This window comes from Pseudoflavonifractor sp. An85, assembly GCF_002161235.1.
Classification (GTDB): Bacteria; Bacillota; Clostridia; order Oscillospirales; family Oscillospiraceae; genus Enterenecus.
Genome location: NZ_NFHE01000033.1, coordinates 1 through 26,586, shown reverse-complemented (window position 1 = coordinate 26,586; position 26,586 = coordinate 1). Strand labels below are relative to the sequence as shown.

Annotated in this window: 18 protein-coding genes, 3 tRNA genes and 1 other annotated feature; of the genes, 15 read left to right on the top strand and 6 right to left on the bottom strand. The window is 59.6% G+C overall.

The annotated features are described in order from the left end of the window. From B5G37_RS15245 to B5G37_RS12195, 5 genes are all read left to right on the top strand, one after another. Window positions 1-431, top strand: a 431-nt coding sequence (locus tag B5G37_RS15245; protein WP_158099418.1) for a hypothetical protein, incomplete at its 5' end; no start/stop codon positions are given. Window positions 432-617: 186 nt separating this feature from the next. Next, window positions 618-1,439 carry an ABC transporter substrate-binding protein gene (locus B5G37_RS12210; RefSeq protein WP_087258003.1) on the top strand — a complete coding sequence of 274 codons (822 nt, stop codon included), beginning with the start codon at window positions 618-620 and terminating at the stop codon, window positions 1,437-1,439. An 81-nt stretch (window positions 1,440-1,520) separates the two neighbouring features. Then, window positions 1,521-2,288 (top strand): amino acid ABC transporter permease, encoded by a 768-nt coding sequence (locus B5G37_RS12205; RefSeq protein ID WP_087258000.1) that lies wholly within the window; start codon window positions 1,521-1,523, stop codon window positions 2,286-2,288. Further along, window positions 2,275-2,997, top strand: a complete 723-nt coding sequence (locus tag B5G37_RS12200) for an amino acid ABC transporter ATP-binding protein (protein ID WP_087257997.1) — start codon at window positions 2,275-2,277, stop codon at window positions 2,995-2,997. The genes B5G37_RS12205 and B5G37_RS12200 overlap by 14 nt, the downstream gene beginning before the upstream one ends. A 655-nt stretch (window positions 2,998-3,652) precedes the next feature. Continuing rightward, window positions 3,653-4,228, top strand: coding sequence for a molybdenum cofactor guanylyltransferase (locus B5G37_RS12195; RefSeq protein ID WP_158099417.1), 576 nt, complete (start codon window positions 3,653-3,655; stop codon window positions 4,226-4,228). Between the two features lie 116 nt (window positions 4,229-4,344). On the opposite strand, the gene B5G37_RS12190 is transcribed toward B5G37_RS12195, so the two are convergent. From B5G37_RS12190 to miaB, 4 genes are read right to left on the bottom strand one after another with little or no spacing between them, the layout of a single operon-like run. After that, a complete protein-coding gene (locus B5G37_RS12190; RefSeq protein ID WP_087257992.1) occupies window positions 4,345-5,715 on the bottom strand; it encodes an MATE family efflux transporter in 1,371 nt (456 codons plus the stop codon). Window positions 5,716-5,742: 27 nt separating this feature from the next. After that, a complete protein-coding gene (locus B5G37_RS12185; protein WP_087257989.1) occupies window positions 5,743-7,854 on the bottom strand; it encodes a penicillin-binding transpeptidase domain-containing protein in 2,112 nt (703 codons plus the stop codon). Window positions 7,855-7,863: 9 nt separating this feature from the next. Beyond that, window positions 7,864-8,367 carry a hypothetical protein gene (locus B5G37_RS12180; protein WP_087257987.1) on the bottom strand — a complete coding sequence of 168 codons (504 nt, stop codon included), beginning with the start codon at window positions 8,365-8,367 and terminating at the stop codon, window positions 7,864-7,866. 36 nt (window positions 8,368-8,403) lie between these two features. Beyond that, a complete protein-coding gene (gene miaB / locus B5G37_RS12175) occupies window positions 8,404-9,816 on the bottom strand; it encodes a tRNA (N6-isopentenyl adenosine(37)-C2)-methylthiotransferase MiaB (protein WP_087257984.1) in 1,413 nt (470 codons plus the stop codon). Window positions 9,817-10,016: 200 nt separating this feature from the next. On the opposite strand from miaB, the gene B5G37_RS12170 reads away from it, so the two are divergent. The 5 genes from B5G37_RS12170 to B5G37_RS12150 all read left to right on the top strand — a co-directional run bounded on the left by B5G37_RS12170 (window position 10,017) and on the right by B5G37_RS12150 (window position 14,465). Next, the gene (locus tag B5G37_RS12170) at window positions 10,017-11,969 is read left to right on the top strand and encodes an LTA synthase family protein (RefSeq protein WP_087257980.1); all 1,953 of its coding nucleotides are present in this window, start codon (window positions 10,017-10,019) and stop codon (window positions 11,967-11,969) included. A 30-nt stretch (window positions 11,970-11,999) separates the two neighbouring features. After that, window positions 12,000-12,218, top strand: a binding site (T-box leader). Between the two features lie 58 nt (window positions 12,219-12,276). Next, entirely contained in the window at window positions 12,277-13,707 is a 1,431-nt protein-coding gene (locus tag B5G37_RS12165; protein ID WP_087257976.1) for a glycine--tRNA ligase, read from the top strand. A gap of 461 nt (window positions 13,708-14,168) precedes the next feature. Next, a tRNA-Met gene (locus B5G37_RS12160) sits at window positions 14,169-14,245 on the top strand. A 64-nt stretch (window positions 14,246-14,309) separates the two neighbouring features. Further along, window positions 14,310-14,384: transfer RNA gene (locus tag B5G37_RS12155), tRNA-Glu, on the top strand. A gap of 5 nt (window positions 14,385-14,389) precedes the next feature. Beyond that, window positions 14,390-14,465: transfer RNA gene (locus tag B5G37_RS12150), tRNA-Val, on the top strand. 101 nt (window positions 14,466-14,566) lie between these two features. On the opposite strand, the gene B5G37_RS12145 is transcribed toward B5G37_RS12150, so the two are convergent. Further along, the gene (locus B5G37_RS12145; protein ID WP_087257973.1) at window positions 14,567-17,962 is read right to left on the bottom strand and encodes an alpha-L-fucosidase; all 3,396 of its coding nucleotides are present in this window, start codon (window positions 17,960-17,962) and stop codon (window positions 14,567-14,569) included. Between the two features lie 277 nt (window positions 17,963-18,239). Next, window positions 18,240-20,306 (bottom strand): ribonucleoside triphosphate reductase, encoded by a 2,067-nt coding sequence (locus B5G37_RS12140; protein WP_242962882.1) that lies wholly within the window; start codon window positions 20,304-20,306, stop codon window positions 18,240-18,242. A gap of 194 nt (window positions 20,307-20,500) precedes the next feature. On the opposite strand from B5G37_RS12140, the gene B5G37_RS12135 reads away from it, so the two are divergent. The 5 genes from B5G37_RS12135 to B5G37_RS12115 form a co-directional block, all read left to right on the top strand. Further along, entirely contained in the window at window positions 20,501-21,193 is a 693-nt protein-coding gene (locus tag B5G37_RS12135) for an anaerobic ribonucleoside-triphosphate reductase activating protein (RefSeq protein WP_087257969.1), read from the top strand. A 109-nt stretch (window positions 21,194-21,302) separates the two neighbouring features. Beyond that, a complete protein-coding gene (locus tag B5G37_RS12130) occupies window positions 21,303-21,938 on the top strand; it encodes an MBL fold metallo-hydrolase (RefSeq protein WP_087258006.1) in 636 nt (211 codons plus the stop codon). Next, complete coding sequence (gene hemZ / locus B5G37_RS12125; protein ID WP_087257966.1) at window positions 21,935-23,422, top strand: coproporphyrinogen dehydrogenase HemZ; 1,488 nt, start codon at window positions 21,935-21,937, stop codon at window positions 23,420-23,422. Before B5G37_RS12130 ends, hemZ begins: the two co-directional genes overlap by 4 nt. A 146-nt stretch (window positions 23,423-23,568) precedes the next feature. Continuing rightward, window positions 23,569-24,570 carry a Gfo/Idh/MocA family oxidoreductase gene (locus B5G37_RS12120; protein WP_087257963.1) on the top strand — a complete coding sequence of 334 codons (1,002 nt, stop codon included), beginning with the start codon at window positions 23,569-23,571 and terminating at the stop codon, window positions 24,568-24,570. 169 nt (window positions 24,571-24,739) lie between these two features. Beyond that, a partial coding sequence (locus tag B5G37_RS12115; RefSeq protein ID WP_143482947.1) for a leucine-rich repeat domain-containing protein occupies window positions 24,740-26,586 on the top strand: 1,847 nt, incomplete at its 3' end.

Sequence of the window (26,586 nt, the reverse complement as noted above, 5' to 3'; positions counted from 1 at the left end):
TTTATCACCTGCGCACCCCCCTCCCCGTCCCCGTGCGTGGACAAGCCTCCCTCATATCCCCGGAGGAGTACGTCTCCCTGCGGGAGGAGCTGCTGGGGAGTGTGCCCCATATCGTCCACACCCCCGGTCAGGTGGCCTTTGAAGGCCAGCTCCACGGCTCCCTCTATCGCCTGGAGCTGCCCCACGGCCCAGGCTGCGCCGTGGTGGAGGACTGGGGAGAAACCCACATCGTCAAAGAGATGCTGTGCATCCCCGGCGACGAGGGCGCAGGCGGAAGTCTGGTCTCCCACCTGTGCGCAGGGCTGGGAGAACTGCGTACCCCCTGCGGACGCCTGGACGGGCTGCCCTTTGGGGCCATCCGCTGGGTACATCAGCCCCCCACCTTCTGGCCCCGGGAGGGGCACGCCTACCTGGGCCTTGCCCTGGATTGATGGAATATGCATAAAACTTGCATAAAAATGAATATTCATTCATCCATATCCAGTCACATTGAATAAATATCAGGAATATTCCGGTTTCCTCTTGCATTTTATTCATTGCGACGGTATAATCAGTGCAATCAATCGCCCCGGACGGGGCTTGCATGACATGAAAAGGATAAGAGGAGACGAATGAATATGAAGGTTTGGAAAAAGATTGCGGCCATGACCATGGCCCTTGGCATGGTGGCCTCCCTGGCCGCCTGCGGCAACAGCAGCAGTGACAAACAGGAGGGCGACGACAATGGCCTGAAGACCGTGGAGAGCGGCAAGCTCACCATGTCCACCAACGCCCAGTTCCCCCCCTATGAGTCCGTGGCCGACGGCGAGGGCTACGAGGGCACCGGCTTTGAGGGCATTGACGTGGAAATCGCCTGGGCCATTGCCGAGAAGCTGGGCCTGGAGCTGGTCATTCACGACACCGACTTTGACTCCGCCCTGCTGGAAGTGCAGAACGGCGCCTCTGACGTGGTGCTGGCCGGTCTGAGCTACAGCGAAGAGCGGGACGCCACCATGGACTTCACCACCAAATATGCCACCGGCGTGCAGGTGGTCATCGTCAAGGAGGGTTCCGACGTGACCCTGGATAACCTGGGCGACGGCAAGATCATCGGCACCCAGCGCGGCACCACCGGTTACCTCTACGCCTCCGACACCCCCGAGAACGGCGGTTATGGCGAGGAGGCCGTGCAGGCTTTTGACAGCGGCGCTCTGGCCGTGCAGGCTCTGGTCAACGGCTCCATTGACGCCGTGATCATCGACGAGGCTCCCGCCAAGGAGTTTGTGGCCGCCAACCCCGGCCTGACCATCCTCCCCGGCGAGTGGGTCACCGAGGACTACTGCATCGCCGTGGACGAGGGCAACACCCAGCTGAAGGACGCCGTGCAGAAGGCTCTGGATGAGCTGATTGCCGACGGCACCGTGGACAGCATCGTTGCCAACCACATCAAGGCCGACTAATCCAAGTACATCAACAAGTCCGAAAGGGGCGGTTCCCACCGCCCCTTTTCCGGCATTTTAGAGACGTAGAGGAGTGATTGTATGGGGATCGACCAGCTGTATGAGGCCTGGTCTGCCATTCCCGCTGGGGACCTGACCTTTTGGCAGGATGCCTATGTGAAGTTTTACAATGCCTGGTTTTATCAAGACCGTTGGATGACCTATTTCAAGGGTCTGGGCACCACCATTCAGGTGACGGTGATCGCCCTGATTCTGGGCGTGGTGCTGGGCCTTCTGGTAGCCACTGTGTGCACTGCCCACGACCAGCAGCGCCGTGGCCACCGAAACCCCCTGCTGGGTCTGGCCAACCTGATTTGCCGCATCTATGTCACCGTCATCCGGGGCACCCCCATGATGGTGCAGCTGATGATTATGGGCTACGTGGTGTTTGCCAGCAGCCGGGAAAAGACCATGGTGGCCGCTCTGGCCCTGGGTATCAACTCGGGCGCCTACGTGGCGGAAATCATCCGGGGCGGGCTTATGAACCTGGACCCGGGCCAGATGGAGGCGGGCCGCTCCCTGGGGTTGGGTTATGTGGACACCATGCGCTTTATCGTCATTCCCCAGGCCTTTAAGGCCATTCTCCCCGCCCTGGGCAACGAGTTTATCGTGCTGCTCAAGGATACATCCCTGATTTCTGTGGTGGCCGGTAAGGAGATCGTGTACTTCGCCCAGGCCATCATCACCAAGACCTACGAGCCCATGTACCCCTATCTCATCACCGCAGCCATGTATTTGGTGCTGGTGCTCATCTTCAGCTGGCTCCAGGGCAAACTGGAAAGGAGGCTGCGTCAAAGTGATCGACGTTAAAAATCTATCCAAGTCCTTTGGCAACCACTTGGTGCTGGACAATCTGAACCAGCACATCTATCCCGGGGAAAAAGTGGTGGTACTGGGCCCCTCGGGGTCGGGCAAGTCCACCTTCCTGCGCTGTTTGAACCTGCTGGAGACCCCCACCTCCGGTATCATTACCTTTGACGGTACCGACATCACCGACCCCAAGTGCGACATCGACCAGGTGCGGCAGCACATGGGCATGGTGTTCCAGCACTTTAACCTGTTCCCCAACATGACCATCCGCAAGAACATCACTCTGGCTCCCGTGCGCACCAAGCGCATGAGCCAGCAGGAGGCGGACGACACCGCCACCCAGCTGTTGCGCCGGGTGGGCCTGGAGGAGAAGGCGGACGCCTACCCCGCCCAGCTCTCCGGCGGCCAGAAGCAGCGCATTGCCATTGTGCGCGCCCTGGCCATGCGCCCCAAAGTGATGCTCTTTGACGAGCCCACCTCCGCCCTGGACCCCGAGATGGTGGGCGAGGTGCTGGACGTGATGAAGCAGCTGGCCGACGACGGCATGACCATGGTGGTGGTCACCCACGAGATGGGCTTTGCCCGAGAAGTGGGCAGCCGGGTGCTGTTCATGGATGGCGGCCACATCCTGGAGGAGAACAAGCCCCAGGAGTTTTTTGCCAACCCCAAGCATCCGCGCACCATTGAATTTTTGTCCAAGGTTCTGTGAGTTACACCCCCTTTTGGCTGTCCCCAGGCAGCTAAAAGGGGTTTTCTTTGTTATGAACCAGACCTTTCCCCTGTTGGGGGGTACGCTCCGCTGGGGTGACTTTCTCCCGATGAGAAAGTCACCAAAGAATCGCCTAGGGCGTTCCCCCCTAGGTACCCCCCTGAGGTCTCCTTGCATGGCGCTGGCGTATCCCATACCGACGCTAAGGTATGGGGAATTGTCTGTACTTCTTGCGCCGCTGCCGCTGACATGTTCCGTGTAGAACCAAGGTGCTTCTTTGATAACAGCGTCTGGTTTGGGTGCAGACTGTCAGCCACCACCTATAGCAGGCCCTGTCCTTCTGGGGCAGATACTTTCCACACTGGGACTGTGAGCGGCAGCGAATGTAGTGGCATATGAGTATCGGCTTACCCCTGGGCCGGTTGGGGTTTATCCAGAGCCATAGGGCTACTGACCCAAGCGGGGTTCTTAGGGGTAAGGCCCCTAAGTGGCTTTTCGCCCATTTTGGCCAGTCAAAATGGGCCCCAGCGGAGCGCGCCTCCCCATAGCGGCATATGGTCGTATGCACGAAATTTACAAATTCGCTATGGCACACCCGGGCCAGGTGTGCTATACTGTTCCTATGATTACTCTTGGCGATGGGAGGTCCTTCCCAATGAAAAAAAGTGAACTTACCGTTCAGATTATGTTAGGCGGCCCCTCCAAGCGGATGGGTACCGATAAAGCCCTGGTCACCCTGGGTGGCAAAACCCTGCTGGATCGGGCTGTAGAGACCTGGAAAGACTACGCAGCCGGCCTCCAGCTGTCCGTGGGCGCACCGGAGCGGAAGGCTCTGGCCCCCGCTGGGACCCTGGCCGTGGCGGATATTTACCCCGACCGTGGCCCCCTGGCCGGTCTCCACGCCGGACTGCGGGCCTGCACCAGCCGTTGGATGCTGCTGGTGGGTGTCAACTTCCCCTTCCTCACCCCTGCCCAGGCGGACACTCTGGTGGATGCCATCGGTGACGCCGACGCCTGCGTGTACACCATTGACGGTGTGCCTCAGCCCTTGTTTGGCGTGTACCGCAAGCGGTGCATGTCCTTTGCAGAGACCATGATGCTCAACGGCGATTACGACATCCGCAATCTGCTGGACTGGGCCAACACGGTGTACATCCCCCTGGAGGACACCGCCCCCTTCCGCAGCGTGGACACCCCCGCCGACCTGGAAGAGGCGCAACACCTGGTATAATCCCTAAAAAAGAAAAAATTTCGGCCCCCTTCCCAAGAAATCTGGGAAGGGGGCCGCTGCATTTGAACAGGTTGTGGAAAACTTTGTGGAAGTTGTGGAAGCTGTGGAAAACTCCCTCAGCCTACCCCGGCCAGCCTATGGCCGTGGGACAGGGGCCGGTACACCGTGTGGTACATGGTGAGAAAGCACAGCAGGCCGCACACCAGCTGGGACACCGCTTCCGCCACAAACACTCCGCTGGTACCACACACATAGGCCAAGAGCACGGTGAGCGGGGCGTTGATGACCGCCTTGCGCAGGATGGAGAAGAAGATGGACTTCTTGGCCTGACCCAGCCCCACGAAGATGGACTGGCTGGCAATCATCAGGGCCATGAACACAAACATGGAGAAGTACACCCGCAGGGCAGGCACACCCGCCTGGAGCACGTCTGGGTTGTCGTTGAAGATGCGGATGAGCAGACCGGGAATGGTCATGTTCAGAAGCCAAATAAGGGCCGCATAGCCCACCGTCACCGCCACAGCAAAGCGGATGCCGGCACACACCCGCCGGTGTTCCCGGGCGCCGTAGTTGTAGCCCAGCACCGGCTGCACCCCGCTGCCAAAGCCCTGCACCAGCATGAAGGTGACCTCCCGCAGGGAGTTGATGATGGTCATGATTCCCACGTACAAGTCCCCGCCGTAGATGTGCAGCACCTTGTTGCACACCATTTGCACCAGGGAGTTGGTGAGGCTGGTGAAAAAGCCGGACAGCCCTAAGGCGATGACCCGGCGCAGGCAGGCCCACCGGGGCCGCAGGTGGCGCAGCTTCAGGGGGAGCAGAGACTTCTTCCCCGTGAGGAAGGAGAGCACCCACACCGCCGAACAGGCCTGGGCCAGAATGGTGGCCAGGGCGGCCCCTTTCACCCCCATGCCCAGTCCGTAAATCAAAATAGGGTCCAGCACCAGATTTACCGCCGCCCCCAGCATGACGGTGAGCATGCCCTTGCGCCCAAAGCCCTGAGCATTGATGAAGGGGTTCATGCCCAGCCCCACCATGACGAAGGGGGTACCCAGCAGGTAAATGAAGATGTAGTCCTTGGCATAGGGCAAGGTGGCGTCACTGGCCCCGAACGCCAGCAAAATGGGGTTTAAAAAAGGGAGGGTCAGCAGCGGAATGACAAATCCAAACCCCAGCAGCAGCGTCAGGGTATTGCCCATGACGGCGCTGGCCGGCTCCACCTCCCCCTTGCCCCGGTAGATGGAGCACAGGGGGCTTCCCCCCATACCACCCAGATTGGCAAAGGCCATGACGATGGTGATAAGAGGCAGGGTCAGCCCCATGCCGGTGAGGCTGGTGTGGCCCACCCCGGGAATGTGGCCAATGTACATCCGGTCCACCAGAGAGTAGAGGATATTCACCAACTGGGCCACCGTCATGGGAATGGCGATGGAGAGGATGTTTTTGGCCATGGAGCCTTGGGAAAAGTCATTTTGTGTGCGGGTCAACGAGGGGTCCCTCCCATGGATGATGTTTTAGTGCAGCAGGGTGTTTTCCTGATCGGTGACACCCAGGGTGTCCTCGGCGGCGAAATACTCCCGCAGCATGGAAGCGGCCAAAGCCGCCAGATTGCCACCGGCAGAGCCCTTCTCCGCCACCAGGCACAGGGCCACCTGGGGGTCGTCGTAGGGAGCGAAGCAGACAAAGGTGGCGTTGGCGTCGCTGCCCAACACCTCGGCGGTACCGGTCTTACAGCCCACCGTCACCGGCAGATCGGCAAAATACTGGGCCATGGAGGCGGTCTGGGACAGGTCGTACATACCCTGCTTCACCGCCGCCAAATCGTCGGGGTCGATGTCGATGGTGGCCTTGAGCTGGGGCTCATACTCGTACACCACCTGGGTGTAGTCGCTGGACTTCACCTCTTTCAAGAGGTGAGTCTCGTACCGGTTGCCCCCGTTGACCAGGGTGGCCACATAGTTGGCCAGCTGGATGGGGGTAAACTGGTTGTTGTCCTGGCCGATGGCCGCCGACAGGGTCTGACCGGCGTACCAGGTGTCCCCCAGCTTCTCGGTGGTCTCGGGGCCAGCTACGGTGCCCTTGGATTCGGGCAGCTCAATGCCGGTGTAATCCCCCAGGCCGAAAGCAGTGGCGTACTCCACCAGCTTGTCGATGCCCACCCGGCGGCCCAGGTCGTAGAAGAAGATGTTGCACGAGTCCTTGATGGCCTCGGACACATTCTCCGTGCCGTGGGAGCCGCCCTGGTTGTAAATCCAGCAACGGGGGTGGTAGTCGGGGTAATAGGTGTAGATGCCGGAGCAGTAGGTGGTGCTGTCGGGGGTAATGAGCCCCTCGGACAGGCCCGCCACGGCGGTGACCATCTTGAAGGTGGAGCCGGGGGCGTAGATACCCTGGGTAGCCCGGTTCAAAAGAGGCTTGGCCGGATCGGCCAGCAAGTCGTTGTAGTTCTCCGTATAGGTAGCCAGGTCATAGGTGGGGTAAGAGGCCAGGGCCAGCACCCCGCCGCTCATGTCCAGCATCACCGCCGCCGCACCTGCCGAGGTATCCAGCTTTTGCACAAAGTCCGCCAACAGCTGCTCAGTGTGGGCTTGCAGGGCGCTGTCCAGGGTGAGCACCACGTGGTTGCCCGGCTGGGGCTCAGTCTGCCACTGCTGGCTGATGATGGCCCCGTTTTCGTCCGTCTCCAGCAATCGGGTGCCGCTGGAGCCGTGGAGGTAGGATTCAAAGGCCAGTTCCACCCCATCCTTGCCCACATAGGCGTTCATGGGATAGCCCTGGGACTGATAGGTGGGCCACTCCTCGGCGCTGATGAGACCCACCCGGCCCAGCACATGGGCCGCGGAGGTGGTGTTGTACACCCGGCTGGTGGAGGAGACAATGGACACCCCGGGCAGGCCCAGCTCTTTCACCTGGGTGATGAAGGAGATGGACACGTCACTGGCAAAGGTGTAAGTGTTATAGGTAATCTGCTTTTGGCGCAGGGACACCTCATAGAGCACCCCCAACAGCTCTCGCACCTGGGGGGTGAGTTGCTCCGTTTCCACCGAGAAGGTCTCGCACATGGCCTCCATCAGCTCTTGGGCGGTGAGGTTGGCGGTGGCGGCGCTTTTCACCCAGCCATACTCCTCCGCCAGCTTGCCCAGCTGGGTGGGCAGGGTCTCGGTCTCGCCGTCCTCCCCTTCGGAAATATAGGCAAACAGGTTTTCCGTCTTGGTGTAGGTCCAGGGAGCCTCTTTGGAAATGGGCAGGTTGTCCGTCCACTCCACCCCCTCTTTCTGGCACAACTCCAGCAGTTGAGAGAGAATTTGGTTGGTGTTGTCCCCCATGAGAGAGGTATCCAGCTGCACAGAATAGCCCAGCTGGTTGGACACCAGCACCTGGCCATACCGGTCCAAAATCTCTCCTCGCACCCCGTTCACCGTCTCGGATTGGGTGATGTTGTGGTTGGCGTTGGCCCGCCACTGGGCCCCCTGCACCACCTGCAACCGGTAGAGAATGGAGAAAAAGCCCAGGAGCAGACAGGCGAAAAACACCATCAGCAGGGTAGAACGTACCCGCAAACGGTGTCCCTCGTCTTCGGTATGGGTGTCTTTGTTGTTGGCGTTGAAATCAATAAATCGACTCATGGCAATTCCTTATTCGTGGTAGATGCGGCCATAGTGGACGCAGCAAAACAGGTTCAATCCATACACAGGGAAGGCCCACACCAAGGTACACAGGGCCTCTCCCCCGGCTACCCAGAGCAGCACGCCCAGGGGGGCGGAGGCGTCCGCCCACATCCCTAGAATCTGAGCCACCTCCCACAGCATCAGCAGCACCACGCAGCAGATGATGTGGCCCCACAGGTCCTGGCGCAGCACATACTGGCCCAGCAGGCCGCACAGCCAGCCCACCAGGGCGAGCAGAGCCACATAGCCCCAACCGCCATGGCCCAAGGTGGCCATCAGGGCCCCGGCAGCCGCCCCTAGGCCCGCTCCGAACCGACCGCCCTCCAGGCAGCCCGCCGCTACAGCGCACACCGGCATCAACAGGGGCAGGGGCAGCGGAACGAGGGGGAGGACGTAGTAGTTAACAAGGGCCAGCCCCACCAGAACGATGCCGTAGGCCAGCAGTTTCAAGATGATATCGCGGCGGGTCAAACCGGCACCTTCCTTCCTATGTTTTGGGGGATTCCCTTACAGCAGCTCCCCAAACAGCGCCCAAGTGGAGCAATCGGTGATCTTCACATCCACAAACTGGCCCACCAGGCTCTCATCCCCGTTGAGGTGCACCAGACGGCCACCGGGAGTGCGGGCGTTGAGGTTGTTACGGGGGTCCTCGCTGAGCCCGTCCACCAGGCAGTGCTGGGTGGTGCCAATGTAGGCCTGGTGCTTTTCCAGGGAAATCCGGTTCTGGGCCTCCACCAGACGGTTGAAGTTGGCGGATTTCTCCTCTTTGCTCATAGGGTCCTCCATCTCGGCCGCAGGAGTGCCCTTGCGGGGGGAGTAAATGAAGGTGAACAGGGCGTCATAGCGCACTTCCTCAATGAGGGACAGAGTATCCTCAAACTCGGAGGTGGTCTCCCCGGGGAAGCCTACAATCACGTCGCTGGTGAGCACCACATTGGGGATGCGCTCCCGCAGGGCTTTCACCTTCTCCAGGTACTGTTCCCGGGTGTAGCGGCGGTTCATGGCCTGCAAAACCCGGGTGTTGCCGGACTGGAAGGGCAGGTGGATGCAGGGGGCTACCTTTTCACACTTAGCCATGACGTCAAAGAGCTTTTCGGTGGCATCCTTGGGGTGGCTGGTCATGAAGCGCAGCAAAAATTCACCCTCAATGGCATTGGCCTGCTCCAACAGGGTGGGAAAGTCCATGCCGGTGCCCAGATCCTTGCCGTAGGAGTTGACATTCTGGCCCAGCAGGGTGATGTCCTTATACCCTTCCGCCACCAGCTGACGGATTTCGTTCAAAATGATCTCCGGCTCCCGGCTGCGCTCCCGACCACGGGTATAGGGTACAATGCAGTAGGTGCAGAAGTTGTTGCAGCCGTACATGATGGACACCCACGCCTTAATGTTTCCCGAACGGCGCACGGGCAACCCCTCGGCAATGGCTCCTTCGGCGGGAGCGGTCTCAAAGACCCGGCCCCGGCGCAGGTAGATGCGGCGCATAAACTCAGGGAAGCGCCACAGCACCTGGGGGCCAAACACCAGGTCCACATGCTGGTAGGACTGGCGCAGCCGCTCCACCACGTGGGGCTCCTGGGCCATGCAGCCGCACAGACAGATGATCTGGTTGGGGTTGCGCCGCTTGCCGTGAACCAGGGCGCCCACGTTGCCAAACACCCGCTGCTCGGCGTGCTCGCGAATGGCGCAGGTGTTGATGAGGATGAGGTCGGCGTTTTCGCCGTCGTTTACAATCTCATAACCCATCTCGCACAGCATGCCCCGCAGCAGCTCGGAATCCGCCTCGTTTTGCTGGCACCCGTAGGTGTCCACAAAGGCGGTGGGAGGTGTGGCGTGATTGGCATTGATGGCCCGGATTTCCTGACAATATTCCCGCTGACGGGCAATGTCCTGAGCGGGGATGACGGGGGTTGTTCTCTCCATGGGGAGTTCCTCCAATATTCTAGAATTCATAACGTAGTATTATACCATGAAAGAAGAGGTAAAACAAGCCGAAAGCCCCCACCTCTCCTCTGCCAAACCATGGTAGGTCTTGGGCGTTGACAGGCCCCTTTCCACGTGATAAAGTGTATCTATTGTAAATTTTCGTCCCTTTCGGGCCGTTTCTTGAAAGGAGACCCGCTATGCTACATACCGCTTCCCGCCTGCGTCAGGCCCTGTTGGGCCGCTGTGGCGGTCCCCCTGTGGTGCTGCCGGTAACGGTAGCCCTCCACGCCCTGGTGGTGGCCCTCACCGCCCAGGTCGTCGTCCACCAGAGTTTGGCTGCCATCCCCTCTGCCCTGGCCTCCGGCTGGTTTTGGTGGACGGTGGGCCTGCTGGGGCTGCTCACCGGCATCATCGCCTTTTTCTCCCGCTGTGTGGTGGCGGGGGTAATTGTCACCGGGGTGTGCCCCACCATTATGGTGTTTGCCAGCTACTTTAAGGCCCTGATTACCTCGGTGCCCCTGACGGTGCAGGACTTTCTCCTCATTGACCAGCTGGGGGACATCACCGAGCTCAACGCCTCCTCTCTCCACTTCTCCCCCCTGAGCCTGGGGTGTATTCTGGTGTTGGTGGTGTGGATGGCAGCGGTGACTCTGCTGCTCTACCCCGTGCGCCTGAATTGGAAACCCAGCCTGTGGGCGGGGGCAGGGTGCAGCGCGGCCCTGGTTCTGGTGTACGGCGTGCTGGGCAACGCCCTGATCTTCTCCCCCATGGGGGTGGACATTGACCAAAAGCTGTCCCAGGCCACGGTGAACCGGGAGACCGGGGTGCTGCTGGGCCTGTGGCGGGGCGCTTCCAACCAGGTGTACATGGCCTTCCACGAGGGCGGCGCCTCCCCAGAGGAACTGGAGCAGGCCGCCCAGACGGCGGTGGAACTGGCCAGCCAGGAGAGTGATACCACCGTGGAGGAGCAGCCCAATGTGATTCTCATTCTCTCCGAGTCCTTCTTTGACGTCACCAGTCTGCCCGGTGTGTCCTTTGAGGGAGACCCTCTGGCCTCCTTCCATGCCCTGCAACAAGAGGGGGTCTCCGGCACCTTCTACACCCGCAGCCTGGGGTACGGCACCTGCAACATTGAGCTGGAGATCCTCACGGGGATGAACACCGGCCTTTTGTGGGGAGAGGATCTGTATAACATGGACCCGGAGGTGTTCTCCCGCCTGCCCTCGGTACCCTCGGTGCTGCGGGACAACGGCTACTCCACCACCATGGTGCACATGTACAACGACTCCATCTACCACCGCGCCCCCATGTTTGAAGCTATGGGCTTTGACAAGACCTATTTTGAGGAGGATTTCGGCAACATCGACCCGAAGGCCCAGGACGAAAACTATCTGGAAAGCCAGCGGGAGGGCAGCTTCTATTCGGATGCCTACCTCTCCCAGCTGCTCATAGACCTGTATGAACAGGGCCAGGGGGACGGCCCTCAATTCCTCTACGGCATCTCCATGGAAAACCACGCTCCCTACGACAGCCAGAAGTACACCGGAGAGGAGCTGACCGTAGCAGTGCAGTCCAACCTCACCGGCCAGGGCCAGGAGATGCTCCAGGCGGTGTGTCAGGGCGCCCACAACGCCAGCGAGGCGCTGGGTCAGCTGGCCGACTACTTCCGAGACCAGGAGGAGCCCACCGTCATCATCTTTTTCGGGGACCACCGCCCCGGCGTGGGCCTCACCGACGGAGGCACTGTGTACTCCAAGCTGGGGATGTGCTCGTCCGACTACAGCCGCTGGTCGGCCCAGGAGATGAAGGAGCTGTACTCCACCAACTACCTCATCTGGTCCAATGACCCCGACTATCTCCCCAACGAGGCGGGCAGCCAGGTGGACCGGGGCTCCAACTACCTGGGGGTGGATTTGCTCAATGTGGCCGGAGCGGAAAAGCCGGTGTATTGGAAGCTTCTGCAAAACCTGTCCCGCACCCGGCTCAACGACACCTGGGTGTACGGTCTGGCCCAGGACGGCACTTTGAGCTACATGCCCCCGGATGAGGGCGAGGATGGGGAGAAGCTGGAGCTATTGAGCACCCTGCTGGACGATACCCTCTACGGAGAACAGGTAGTGACCCAAATCGCAAGGCAAATCTCACCTTGACACCTGAGAAAAAACATGATACAGTGGCTCTAATCTGCAAAGACGGAGACGAGTACCCAGGTGTTTGGCGTGTCAGAGAGAGGATGGTCGGTGCAAATCCTCACTCCAGCCCTGCGGGAAGGCCCTCCTGAGCTGTGACCCCAACGGGAAACCCAGTAGGCGTCACCGGCCCCCCGCCGTTATCGGGTGAGAGTGCGCACATTCTGTGCGAATTCAGGTGGAACCACGGACATTTTGTTCGCCCTGAGCCGCTGGCTCAGGGCGTTTTTTCTTGAGTCAGCATTCTATGAACGAAGGAGTGTATCACATGAAGAACACCGAGAAAACCATGGAGAAGATCGTAAACCTGTGTAAGGGACGCGGCTTTATCTTCTCCGGCTCTGAAATCTACGGCGGCCTGGCCAACACTTGGGACTACGGCCCCCTGGGCGTGGAGCTGAAGAACAACGTCAAGAAGGCCTGGTGGAAGAAGTTCGTCCAGGAGAATCCCTACAACGTGGGTCTGGACTGCGCCATCCTCATGAACCCCCAGGTGTGGGTGGCCTCCGGCCACGTGGGCGGCTTCTCCGACCCCCTCATGGACTGCAAGGAGTGCAAGGAACGCTTCCGCGCCGACAAGGTCATTGAAGACTGGTGCCAGGAGAACCATTTCGACCTGGGCAAGCCCGTGGACGCCATGAGCCAGGCCGAAATGAAGGCCTTTGTGGACGAGCATCAGATTCCCTGCCCCTCCTGCGGCAAGCACAACTGGACCGACATCCGCCAGTTTAACCTGATGTTCAAGACCTTCCAGGGTGTCACCGAGGACGCCAAGAACACCGTGTATCTGCGCCCCGAGACCGCCCAGGGCATTTTCGTCAACTTCCAGAACGTCCAGCGCACCACCCGCCGCAAGCTGCCCTTTGGTGTGTGCCAGATCGGCAAGTCCTTCCGCAACGAGATCACTCCCGGCAACTTCACCTTCCGCACCCGTGAGTTTGAGCAGATGGAGCTGGAGTTCTTCTGCACTCCCGGCACCGAGCTGGAGTGGTTTGCCTACTGGAAAGACTTCTGCCACAAGTGGCTGCTGGACCTGGGCGTGAAGGACGAGAATCTGCGCCTCAGAGACCACGACCCCGAGGAGCTCTCCCACTACTCCAACGCCACCACCGACTTCGAGTTCGTCTTCCCCTTCGGCTGGGGCGAGCTGTGGGGCGTGGCCAGCCGCACCAACTTCGACCTCACCGCCCATCAGAACACCTCTGGCAAGGATATGACCTACTTCGACCAGGAGAAGAACGAGCACTATATCCCCTACGTCATCGAGCCCTCTCTGGGCGCCGACCGTGTGACCCTGGCCTTCCTGGTGGATGCCTATGACGAGGAAGTGGTGGGTCAGGACAAAAACGGCAAGGACGACGTGCGTACCGTGCTGCGCCTCCACCCCGCTCTGGCCCCCTACAAGGTGGCCGTGCTGCCCCTGTCCAAGAAGCTGTCTGACAAGGGCCGTGAGATTCAGGCCGAGCTGTCCAAGTACTTCATGGTGGACTTTGACGACGCCGGTTCCATCGGCAAGCGTTATCGCCGCCAGGACGAGATCGGCACCCCCTACTGTGTCACCGTGGACTTCCAGACCGTGGGCAGCGACACCGAGGAGGCCGACCACGCCGTCACCATCCGGGACCGCGACACCATGGAACAGGTGCGCGTGCCCATCTCTGAGCTGAAGGCCTGGCTGGACGAAAAGCTGGCTTACTAAGACATTTTCTTTCAAGCCCGGGAGACGGTATCGTCTCCCGGGCTTTCGAGCGTGTCGAAAAAGTTCGACACGCTTCTCAAAAATGCCAGCATTTTTTCGAGGAGTTGCAGCCCGCTGCATGCAGCCTTGGGTCAAAGGGCTACCCAAGGCCACACTGGCGGACTGAGAAGTGTTTTTTCCCATGCGCATGTCCCCGGAAAAACGGATTTTAATTTATTTCCCCGCCCCGGGCGGGAAAACTCTGCCGAGGGCTTTTGGGTGCTACAAGATATTTTATACCTTCTTGCAGCGACATGGGCTTTTGTGACTGACAATCCCGAAACATCCATATCATGATTGTCCATTTCATTCACGCACAACATCTTGTATTTCTCATTTTTCCAAAACTTTTTTCAAAAAAGGTGTTGACATTTGGGGAGAAAACGGCTATACTATCCCTTGCCCTGTTGGGTATGACTTACGGCGGCATAGCTCAGTTGGCTAGAGCATACGGTTCATACCCGTAGTGTCATGTGTTCGAATCACATTGCCGCTACCACCCGGAGAGGCGGCAATGGCCGCCACTCCGGGAACCCAACCTAGCGCCCGCTGTGGGCAACAATGGCCCGTTGGTCAAGCGGTTAAGACACCGCCCTTTCACGGCGGTAACACGGGTTCGAGTCCCGTACGGGTCACCATATATGGAGGCTTAGCTCAGCCGGTAGAGCGCTTGCTTCACACGCAAGAGGTCACAGATTCGAGTTCTGTAGTCTCCACCAAAAATTCCGAACGCTTTTGCGTTCGGAATTTTCTTTTCTTCACTTTATACATTGACCCCCCAGGCCGGAAATCCCGGCCTGGGGGGTTGTTTTTTGGCTTGTTAGCCTCTGCGCTTGCGGGCGGCCACCAGCAATCCGGTGCAACCGGCTGCGCTGGCCAGCAGGGCCGCGGTGAACAGAGCCAGGGGGCTCTCGTCGCCAGTGGGAGGCTGGTTGGGATCGCTGGGCTTCTGGGTAGCCTGGGAGTTGTCCGAAGGCTGAGCGCTGGGTACCGGCTCGCCCTCCTTGACAAACACTACCCGGATGTCCAGGTCACTCTCCACGGTCACGGTGAGGGTGTTGCCCTCCACGGCCATTTCCTTGCCGTTGATGGTGACTTTTCCCACCTCATGGCCCTTTTCGGGGGTCATGGTGAAGGAAAAGTCCTCACCCTCGGTAACCTGGGTGGAGCCGACGGAGGTAACGGTTCCCTTGCCCTGGCTCTCCACGGTCACGGTGTAGGTCTTGTAGACGATGTCCTTGGGCTGGATCACCAGCTTGTCCAGCTGGGGAGACTTGGTCTCAGGGCCGGTGAACACCAGAGTACCGGCGCCAGCTTCGGTGACCACCAGGTCGAAGGTGATGGTGTGGTCGGCGGTGGCGTCATCGGTGGCGCCCGCCTCCACGGTGCCGGCCTGGATCTTACCGCCCTCCTCACTCCAAGCCAGGGCGTTGGAAGCAGAACCGCTGCGATAGGTGACAGTGACGGTGTAAGTACCCGCACGCTCGGCCACGTAGGGGAAGGAAATGGTGTCGTTTTGGTTCAGACAGTTGATGAACGCCCCGTGGCTGGCCCAGTCGGCCTGGGACACCTGAAGGGGCCAATCCTCGTCCTCGCCGGTGTTGTTCCGCTGGGCAAACTCCGCCTCCAGAGTGGCGGAAGTGTCCGGCTTCCAGGGCAGATAGAAGGGATCATCGGCGGTGTACCCCTCCCGCTCCACCAGAGCCTTTTGGGCATCCCGAATGGCACGGGCGGCATCGGCCAGCTGCTGCACGGTGGGCTGGGCCTGTTCCAACAGGGCCTTGGCCTCGGCCACGGCCTTGGCGTAGCCCTCAAAGCCGGAGACATACCAGTCGGCCACAGCCTTGCTGCCTTGGTCCACCAGGGCCTGCACATCCTCCCGGGTGATGGACTCGCTGTCCCGGATGGTCACGGTGGCCTTGTCGTGGAAGCCCACAACCACCCCTTGGGTGACAGGGGAGAGCTCAATGGTAAACTCCCGGTCGCCGGTGGGGTTGGTGTTGCGGCTGGTCTCCACGGGAGCGGTGGCCTGGGTCTGACCGGGCTGGAAGGTGACCTCGGTAATCAGCTCCGTGTTAAAATCGTCCTGAATGGCGGAGCCAGGGTTGGGGGAGAGGCGCACGGTGACGGGCTGGTCCGAGGTGCCGCCCACCCGCACCAGCTTGACGTCCATGCGCTCGGCCTCGTTCATGGTATAGCGGTCCAGTTCCAGGCCCACCATGCCCTTGCCGCCGTTGTTGATGGTGTAAGCGCCCTCAATCCCGATGGCCTTGGTGGTCACCTTCAACTTCAGGGTGTGCGCCCCGTCCTTCAGGTCGGGGGACTGGTAGATGTACTGACCCAGAGCGCGGGCAGAGGCGTAGGTGTCAATGGTGTCCACCAGCTTGCCGTCGATGTAGATGTCCGCCTTGCCGTGGTTGGGGTCACGGGTGCCCACCAGATAGATCTTGGAGCCATTGAAGTTGACGGTGAACTCCGCGCCGGTGCTGGCCCACTTGTTGGTGCCGCCTACGAACTGGGGGCCGGTCTCACCGGTCCAGCCGGATTCAAACTGGAAGGCCTGGTTGGAAATGTCGATGACATCCATGCCGTCGGGAGCGGCGCCGGGCAGCTGGAAGCCGTCGCTGGCCTTGTACACGCCCACTTCGCTGAGCATGGGTACCTTGCCGTCAGGGGTAGAGACGGTGATGCGCACCTGATCGCCTTTGACCACGTTGGTGCGAACCAGACGCTTGGCGCCAATGGTCTGGCCGCTTTGCAAGGTATTCCACTGGCCGCTGGCATCCCGGTACTCCACGGTGTAGGCGTTGATGCGCTGTCCATTCTGGATGGCCTCCTCCACAGACACCACGTCAAAGCTCTTCACGCCGCCCAAATCCACCAGCAGGGTGCCGGTGTTGGTGCCGTCGTCGGTGGTCCAGTAGGTGTTGTCCTTGCCGTCGATGGTGTTTCCGGGCTTGTACGCCACATCATTGCCTCGCACATTAGTGGCCTGGACCGACTGAGCCAGATTCTCCTGGAAAGTCTGGCGTACATTCTGGCCAAATTCGGCAACCCGGTTTAGAATGGCCTGATCCACCTTGCCCTGGTTGTTGGGGGGCACGTTGAGCAGGAAGGTGCTGTTGTGGCCCACGGAGTTGAAGTACATATCCGCCAGAGCCGCCACCGTCTTGGGGGTGTTCTTCGTGCTACCCCAGAACCAGCCGGAGGTGATGCGGGCGTCACATTCCGGCACCGTCCACTGGTTGCCGTTTTCCAGGCCCACAAAATAATTGCCCTGCTGGTTGCTGTTGATGGTGTTGGCCTGCTTGTCCACCATGGACTTGGCCCAGGTATTCTCGTGGGCCAAACCGTGCTCGTTTCCGATCCAGCGTACGGTGGTGTAGGCCTCAGCGCCAAAGAGCATGCAGTCGGCAGGATAGCCGGCCTTCTTGCCCTCGTTTTTCTGGATGGTGTCAAACCACAGCTGGAAGTTGTACTCCTGGGCGTTGGAACCGGATCCCTTGGCCCCGTCCATCCACACTTCTACGAAGTGGCCCTTGTTGCCGTACTTCTGGTTGCCCAGAATCTCCTGGAGCTGGTTGTTGTAGTACTGGTTGTAGTCCAGGTGATCGTGGTCTTTGTCGGTGGGCTTTCCGTTTTCATCGTAGTAGCCGTAGCTCTTGTCGTGGATGTCCCAGGGGGACAGATACAGGCCCATGTTCATGTCGTACTTGGTGCAGGCTTCGGACAGCTCAGCCAGAATGTCGCCCTGGCCGTCCTTGTAACTGGTGGCGGCCACATCGTACTCGGTGTACGCACTGTTCCAGATGCAGAACCCGTCGTGGTGTTTTGCGGTGACAATGAGCATCTGGAATCCCGCCTCCTTCAGGGTTTTGACCATGGTATCTGCATCAAAATCCTGCTCCAGCTTGAAGATCTCGTCGGGGGCCTTGTCCCCGTAGTGCTCCCCCCACTCGATCTCGTTGAAGGTGTTGGGGCCGAAGTGGCAGAACGCGGACAGCTCGGCCTTCTGGTACCAATACTGGTTGGCATCGGGCACCACGTTGTCGGGAGCGGGGGCCTTGGTGTGCAGGTCGGCCAGCGAGCTGTCCCCCACATAGCTGGGTTCTGCCGCCTGGGCAAAGAGGGTGCCGGACACCCCAAGGGTGGAGGCCAGCATGGTGCCTGCCAGAGCCAGCGCCAGACCACGCTTGGCCGGGGTTTTTCCCTTCATAAAAACTCCTCCTACTTCTGTTCCAGTTCATGTATACCGGGTAGATATGTAACGAATGTGAGCTGTATCATACCATACCATGTGGATATTTGATATACTTTTTTGTGCCTTTTGCCCATTTTGGCGCATTACCCATTTTCTCTTTTTTTCTTTTGTAAAAATTTCATACGTTTTATTCCAGAATTCGGATTTATCTTGCTAATTAAGCCCAAAAACCACCATTTTTGTGTAAAAAAGTCCCATCTCTCGTCTTTCCAGCGAGAGTTGGGACTTGGTTTCAAGATGCCCGATACACCTTGCGGTCGTGGAACTCCTGGGCCTTGCCGTCGTTCCAGTTTTGCACCGGACGGTAATAGCCGGTGATGCGGCTGTACACCTCGGCGGGCTTTCCACAGTGGGGGCAGGTGAACTGCTCCCCGGTGAGATAGCCGTGGTCGGGGCAGACAGAATAGGTGGGGGAGATAGTGTAGTAGGGCAATTTATAATGTTGGGCAATCTTGCGCACCAGGGCAGCGGCGGCCTGCCAGCTGGGCAGCTTCTCACCCAAGAAGGCATGGAACACGGTGCCGGAGGTGTAGAGGGTCTGGAGCTGGTCCTGTACGTCCAGGGCCTCAAACACATCGTCGGTACACCCCACAGGCAGGTGGGAGGAGTTGGTGTAATAGGGAGTGCCGTGGTCGTTGGCGGTGTGGATGAGGGGGAATCGCTCCTTGTCGTGCTTGGCAAAGCGGTAGGTGGTGGACTCCGCCGGGGTGGCCTCCAGATTGAAGAGGTCGCCGTACTGCTCTTGATAGTCGGACAAGCGCTCCCGCATGTGGGTGAGCACCTCCACGGCGAAGGCCTGGGTATCCGGGTGGGTCAAATCGTGGCCCAGCCAGGGGGCGTTGAGCCCCACCTCGTTCATCCCCACCAGACCGATGGTGGAGAAATGGTTGCGGAAGGTGCCCAAATAATGCTTGGTGTAAGGGTATAGGCCGCTTTCCATCAGCTGGGTAATCACCTGGCGCTTGGTGTGCAGGGAGCGGGCGGCCAGATCCATGAGATGGTCCAACCGCTGATAAAATTCTTCCGGCGTTTTGGAGAGATAGGCGATGCGGGGCAGGTTGATGGTCACCACCCCCACGCTGCCCGTGGACTCCCCGGAGCCGAAGTAGCCCCCGGACTTTTTCCGCAGTTCCCGCAGGTCCAGCCGCAGGCGGCAGCACATGGAGCGCACGTCGGAGGGCTGCATGTCCGAGTTGATGTAGTTGGAGAAGTAGGGGGTGCCGTACTTGGCGGTCATCTCAAAGAGGAGCTTGTTGTTTTCCGTCTCCGACCAGTCGAAGTCCCGGGTGATGGAGTAGGTGGGGATGGGGTACTGGAAGCCGCGGCCGTTGGCATCCCCCTCAATCATCACCTCCAAAAAGGCCCGGTTGACCATGTCCATCTCCGCCTTGCAGTCCCCATAGGTGAAGTCCATGAACTTCCCGCCCACAATGGCGGGTTGTCCCGCCAGATCGGGGGGCACCGTCCAGTCCAGGGTGATGTTAGTGAAGGGGGCCTGGGTGCCCCACCGGCTGGGGGTGTTCACCCCGTAGATAAAAGACTGAATGCACTGCTTCACCTCGTCCTGGCTCAGGTGGTCCACCCGGACAAAGGGGGCCAGGTAGGTATCAAAGGAGGAGAAGGCCTGGGCTCCCGCCCACTCGTTTTGCATGATGCCCAGGAAGTTTACCATCTGGTTGCACAGGGTGGACAGATGCTTGGCCGGGGCAGAGGTTATTTTGCCGGGAATGCCCCCCAGGCCCTGGTAGATGAGCTGTTTCAGGGACCAACCGGCGCAGTATCCCGTGAGCATGGACAGGTCGTGGAGGTGCAAATCTGCATTGCGGTGGGCATCCGCCACCTCCTGGTCGTAAATTTCACTCAGCCAGTAGTTGGCGGTGATGGCCCCGGAGTTGGACAGGATGAGGCCACCCACAGAATAGGTCACCGTGGAGTTTTCCTTCACCCGCCAATCGTTGATGTGCAGGTAGTTGTCCACCAGCTCCTTATAATTGAGCAGGGTGGAGCCTGCGTTGCGCACGCTCTCCCGCTGTTTCCGGTAGAGGATGTAGGCCTTGGCCACCTGGTCATATCCTGCCTGGATGAGCACCTTTTCCACGCTGTCCTGGATGTTCTCCACGGAGATGAGGCCGTCTTGGATGTCGTCTTGAAAGTCCGCCGTCACCCGCAGGGCCAGAAGCTCCACCACCTGGGGGTGGGTGTGCTGTCCCTGGGCCTCAAAGGCCTTTGTCATGGCGGAAATGATTTTGTCTAGTTGAAAGGGAACGGTGGAGCCGTCCCGCTTGGTCACTTGATACATAGGCCACGCTCCTCTCTGGGTGTTCCGCCCTGTATGGGCGGTGCTCTTCCATGATACCACCGGGGTGTGGTAAATTCAAGATATATTGTATTGTTATTTTATTGACACAATATATTGTGTATTTAGAGACATTGCCCCTTGACATTCCCCGCCCAACCTTCTACCATAAAACCAAACAAAAAGGGGGTAGTTCTATGACCATTGACGGCTTTCAACCCATGACCCTGCTGGACTGGCCCAACAAGGTGGGGTGCACCGTATTTTTGAAGGGGTGCAACTTCCGCTGTCCCTTCTGCCACAACGCCCCCCTAGTGGAGTGGGAGGGGAAACAGCCCGCTCCCGCCCTGGCTTTGGAGAAATTCCAGGACTTTCTCACCCGGCGGCAGGGCCTGCTGGACGGGGTGTGCGTCAGCGGGGGAGAGCCCCTGCTGCAACCCCATCTGCCCCAGCTTCTGGAGACCATCAAAACCCTGGGCTTTCTGGTGAAGGTGGACACCAACGGAAGTTTTCCACAGCGACTGCAAGAGCTGTGGAAGTTGGGGCTGGTGGACTATGTAGCCATGGACATCAAAAACAGCCCCGCCCGGTACGGGGAAACCGCCGGTGTGCCGGGGCTGGACCTGGCCCCCATCCGGGAGAGCGTATCCTGGCTGCTGGAGGGGCAAGTGGACTATGAATTTCGCACCACGGTAGTGCGGCAGTTCCACGACGCGGCTTCCTTTGATGCCATTGGCCCCTGGATTGCCGGGGCCAAGCGGTACTACTTGCAAACCTACACCGCCCGGGACACGGTGCTGCGCCCCGGCCTCACCCCCTGGGACCAGGAGGCCATGGAGGGCTTTGCCGCCCAGATGCGCCCCTATGTGGGCCATGTCGAAGTGCGGTAAACCCCGTCGAACGGTTACATCTTTACATTTTGCAACAAACAAGGTATGATGTTACCGACAATTTATGACCTTCTCCCGCAAGGGCGGGGGAAATGAAGAGGTGATCCTTATGGAAATCAAACGCATTCCGCTGGGGATGATTCAGACCAACTGCTATATCTTCTGGGATGAAGAGACCATGGACTGCGCCGTGGTGGACCCCGGCGACGACGGAGAGAAAGTGGCCGCCTTCATCCAGGGCCGTGGCCTGAACCCCGTGGCCATTCTCCTCACTCACAGCCACTTCGACCACATCCTGGGCATTCCCGGCCTGCGCGCCCAGTGGCCCAATCTGCCCATCTACTGCCACCCGGCGGATGTGGACCCCAACCAGACCACCACATCCATTTTCGGCACCACCTTCCCCTCGGTGAGCTCCTTTGGCAACGTGCTGCCCTACCGGGAAGGGGACACCGTGCAGGTAGGTAACCTTACCGTGAAGGTACTCCACACCCCCGGCCACACCCCCGGCTGCGTGGTGCTCCAGGTGGAGGACGTGCTGTTCACCGGCGACACCCTCTTTGAGGGCTCCATGGGCCGCACCGACCTGGAAGGGGGCAGCGAGGAGGAGATTCTCCGCTCCCTCAAGCGTCTGTACAACCTCCCCGGTGACTTCCGGGTATACCCCGGCCACGAGGGTTCTTCCACCCTGGAGAAAGAGCGGGCCACCAACTTCTGCATGCTGGAGGCCGTGAGACGGGGATGAAACTGTATTTGGTGGGCCACCAGTACCAGTACGCCGTGGAACAGATGATGATGACCCTGTTCCCCGGCCAAAAACCCGAATATCCCGACACACCACCCACCTGGGACCAGTCCATGGCCCAGGTGGAACTGTTACAGCGCGGGCATGATGTGGTGGCCCATGCCAAGCTGTGGTGGGAAGGGAAGGTGTACGAAGGGGAGCGCAGCGAACCGGTCTCCCACCTCACCGGCGGGCTGGAGGACGACCGGGTGCGTCAGCGGGTGATTCGCCTGGCCTTCTACGACGCCGGGGTGGCCGCTCTGGGCCACGAGCCCCCCTGGGGCGCCCTCACCGGCGTGCGCCCGGTAAAGCTGCCCACCCGCCAGATGGCAGCGGGGGACACCCCAGAGCAAGCCCGGGACACCCTCACCAGCCTCTACCGGGTCAGCCCCTCTCGGGCGGACCTGGCCATGGACTGCGCCCACGCCGCTTTGTCGGTGATCCGCAGTCTGGAGCCCCGTCAGCTCTCCCTCTATGTGGGCATTCCCTTCTGTCCCACCCGGTGCGCCTACTGCTCCTTCATTTCCGCCGATGTGAAGGGAGCCTTGGCCCTGGTGGAGCCCTATGTGGACGCTCTGTGCCGGGAAATTCAGGAGGCCGGGGCGCAGCTGCGCCAAAATGGCGTGACCATCAAGACCGCCTATATGGGGGGCGGCACCCCCACCACCTTGTCCGCCGCTCAGATGGACCGGGTGCTCACCCACATGGAGGAGCATCTGCCTCTGGAGGACTGCGTGGAGTTCACCGTGGAGGCGGGTCGCCCGGACACCATTACCCGGGAAAAGTTGGAGGTTCTGAAATCCCACCACATTCACCGCATCTCCATCAACCCCCAGACCATGGAAAATTCCGTGCTGCGGGAGATGGGCAGAGCCCATACCGCCCAAGAGATCACCGCCGCCATGGACCTGGCCCGTGACGCCTACGGCGGCATGGTGAACATGGATTTGATTGCAGGGCTCCCCACCGACACCGTGGAGGGCTTTGCCCGTACCTTGGAGCAGGTGGTGGGGATGGACCCGGCCAACATCACCGTCCACACCCTGGCCCTGAAAAAGGGGGCCAAGCTCATGGAGGAGCAGGGCAAGCTGTGCTCTCCCCAGGAAGTGGCGGACATGCTGGCCCTGGCGGAGGAGACCTTGCGGGGGGCGGGGTATGTGCCCTACTACCTGTACCGGCAGAAGTACATGTCCGGTTCCTTTGAAAATGTGGGCTGGGCCAAACCAGGATCGGAGTGCGCCTACAACATCATCATGATGGAGGAGTTGCAGTCGGTGCTCTCCCTGGGCGCTGGCGGCATCACCAAGCTGGTCAACCCCGCCACGGGGAAAATCGACCGTCTGTCCAACCCCAAGTACCCTAAGGAGTACCTGGACAGCTGGGAGCGGATTTGCCAGCACAAGGCCCAGGCCGCCCAGTTCCAAGCCCAACTGGCCCAAACATAACTCCTTACCGACCAGGCTCCCCCTGTGGGAGCCTGGTTTTGTTGTATCCTGGCAAATGGAGGAGATTTTTTGGACTATGCGACGGGAGCACAGGGTGCTATGATAAGGCCAAAGGAATACCCGAACAAAGGAAAGGAGCGAGCTATATGAACATCGGAACTATGGGTCACAGTGTGGTGGTATCCTGGTTTTTGGAAGAGGGAAGCCAGGTGGAAGGGGTAACCTTTACCGCCGTATACACCCGGGACTGTAGCCGGGAACAGGCCCAGTCCCTGGCCCAGACCTACCATGTACCCACCATTTACCACGATGTGGATGCGTTTCTGGCCGACCCCGCCATGGACACGGTGTATATCGCCCTGCCCAACAGCCTGCACTACACCTATGCCAAGCGGGCCTTGGAGGCAGGCAAACACGTGATCCTGGAAAAACCCTTCACTCCCACCCGGGCCCAGGCTGTGAAATTGGTCGCCCTGGCCCGGGAAAAGCAGCTGTTTCTCCTGGAGGCCATCACAGTGCCCCATCTGCCCAACGTCAAGCAGGCCCGGGAACTGCTGCCCCGGCTGGGGGAGCTCTCCCTGGTGCAGTGCAACTATTCCCAGTACTCCAGCCGGTACGATTTGCTGAAAGACGGGCAGCTGACCAACATCTTTGACCCCAAGTTTGCAGGCGGATCCCTGATGGACATCAACTCCTACAACATCCACTTTGTCACCGAACTGTTCGGCGCGCCCCAATCCATTACCTATACCCCCCGCATGGGGCCCACCGGCGTGGACACCAGCGGAGTGGCCGTGCTGAACTATGGAGATTTTGTGGCCTCATGCGCTGGGGCCAAGGACAGCAACAGCGATTGCTTTGCCATCATCCAGGGGCGAAACGGCTCTCTGCTCATCCCCGACACCCCCTCCAAGTCCCCGGAGGTGATTTTGAAGCTGCGGGGCAGGGAGGATGAGCGGTTCAACCTGCAAACCCCCGGCGCCCGCATCCGCTACGAGGTGGAGGAGTTCCAGCGCATCATCGCCCAGAAAGACTACGCCGCCCGGGACCGGCTGTTGGAGCACTCGGTGCTGGTCAGCAGCCTTCTGGAGCAGGCCCGCGCCTATGCGGGCATCCGCTTCCCCGGAGATGGCGAAGATGCGGTGTGACCCCCAGGCGGCACAATTTCACAGCGAATTGTCATGATTCTCCCGGGTTTGATTGACAATATTTTCCCAGAGTATTATAATGGTTTATACTAAGACCCTGGCGAAATCTAGAGGGAAGGAGAAATTACAATCTCCCCCTTCCGTGGGGATATTGTAATGTGTAACCCGTATGAAATGGAGAAAATGGATTTCGAGTCTGGTGGTGCTGGCACTGATTGTCACCTTGTGTCCCGTGTCGGCATCCTCCGCTGGCAACACCGTGAACATTCCCGACCCCGCTTTTTTGGCCTATCTGAACAGCGAACTGGATGAAACCAGACCCAGCGACACCCTCATTACACAAGAAGAAATGGCCAGCTTCACCTCCATCGACACTCATCGGTCCGATGAGGAGATCCGCAGCATCGAAGGCATCTCCGCCGCCGTGAACCTGAAGAAACTGACAATATCCGGAGATATCACCGGTTTGGAGGAGATCGCTACCCTGAAGAACTTGACGTCCCTTAGCGTAACGGACAACAAGTATGTGGAAAATCTGTCCTTTTTAGGGGAGAAACCTGATTTGATCTCCCTGACTGTGGGATTCGCCCCGAACATGACCACGCTCCAGGGTCTGACTTCCCAGAACTGTCCTTCCTTGGCTACGCTGAATCTGTCTGATAACACCAGTCTGGTGGACATTTCTGCTTTGGCCAACGTAGCTTTCCCCCACCTAACCAAACTGGATCTGGGTGACAGCCCTGCCATTCCCAGCATTTCCGCACTGCGTGGATACACCTCTCTGACCAATTTAAATTTGGAGAAGGTAGAAATTACAGCGGAAAACCGTGCAGACTATCGCAGCACCGTGGCTAGTCTGACCTCTCTGACGCAACTGTACATGCCCTACTGTGAAATTACCGATGCCGATGCTCAGGTGATGTTTGCCCCCCTTTCCCAGCTGAAAACCCTTGTCCTGAACATCAATGAATTGACCAATGCGGACTTTGTGGACAACATGTCCGCGAGCCTGACCGCCCTTGGACTTTACGGCAACGACATTCACAACATGGAAAAACTGACAAAGTTCCAGGATTTGCAAATATTAGGGTTTAGCGGCAACGGTGTCACGGATTTCAGCTTTATTGCTGAACTGCCCAAGCTGGTCCGCGGCAGTCTCCGCCATGAAGAGGGAACGGCCTCCTTCCCCTTTGTCTCCCAATACTACGTGGGAACTTCCTCTGACCCAATCGAGCTGGGCGACGGCACCCTCGTCGTCGAAAATCCCTATGTGCAGCCCAATGGCGATCCCATTTCCTTCGCAGACGCTTTGCCTGCCCACGTGTCTGGACAGTCGGACGACTCTGGTTATACCATCTCCTATGACGAGGACACCAATCAGATCACCCTGGAGAATGTGACCGGCAACGTAAGTTTCTACGTCAACTATAATCTCCCCCTGTCCAATGGAGATAAGGTGTGCAAGCTGTTTATCAATGTGTACGCCGAGCATGAGCACACCTGGGGCAAGACCACCTACACTTGGGCTGAGGACGGCAGCTCCTGCACCGCCTCCCGGGTGTGCGAGTATGACGCCGACCATGAGGAGACCGCCACGGCTACCATTACCAAGCAGCAGACCACTGCTCCCACCTGCACCCAGATGGGTCAGACCACCTACACCGCCACCTTCAATCCGGATTGGGCTGTGGCCCAGACCCTGACCCTGACCGATGTGGAGCCCACTGGCCACACCTGGGCCAAGACCACCTACACCTGGGCCGAAGACGGCAGCTCCTGCACCGCCTCTCGGGTGTGCGAGAATGACGCCACCCATGAGGAGACCGCCACGGCTGTCATCACCCAGGAGCAGACCAAGGCTCCCACCTGCACCCAGGCCGGCCAGACCACCTACACCGCCACCTTCAGTCCGGATTGGGCTACTACTCAGACCAAGACCCTGGCAAACGTGAACCCCATTGGCCACGCTTGGGGCGAAACCACCTATACCTGGGCCGAAGACGGTAGCTCCTGCAC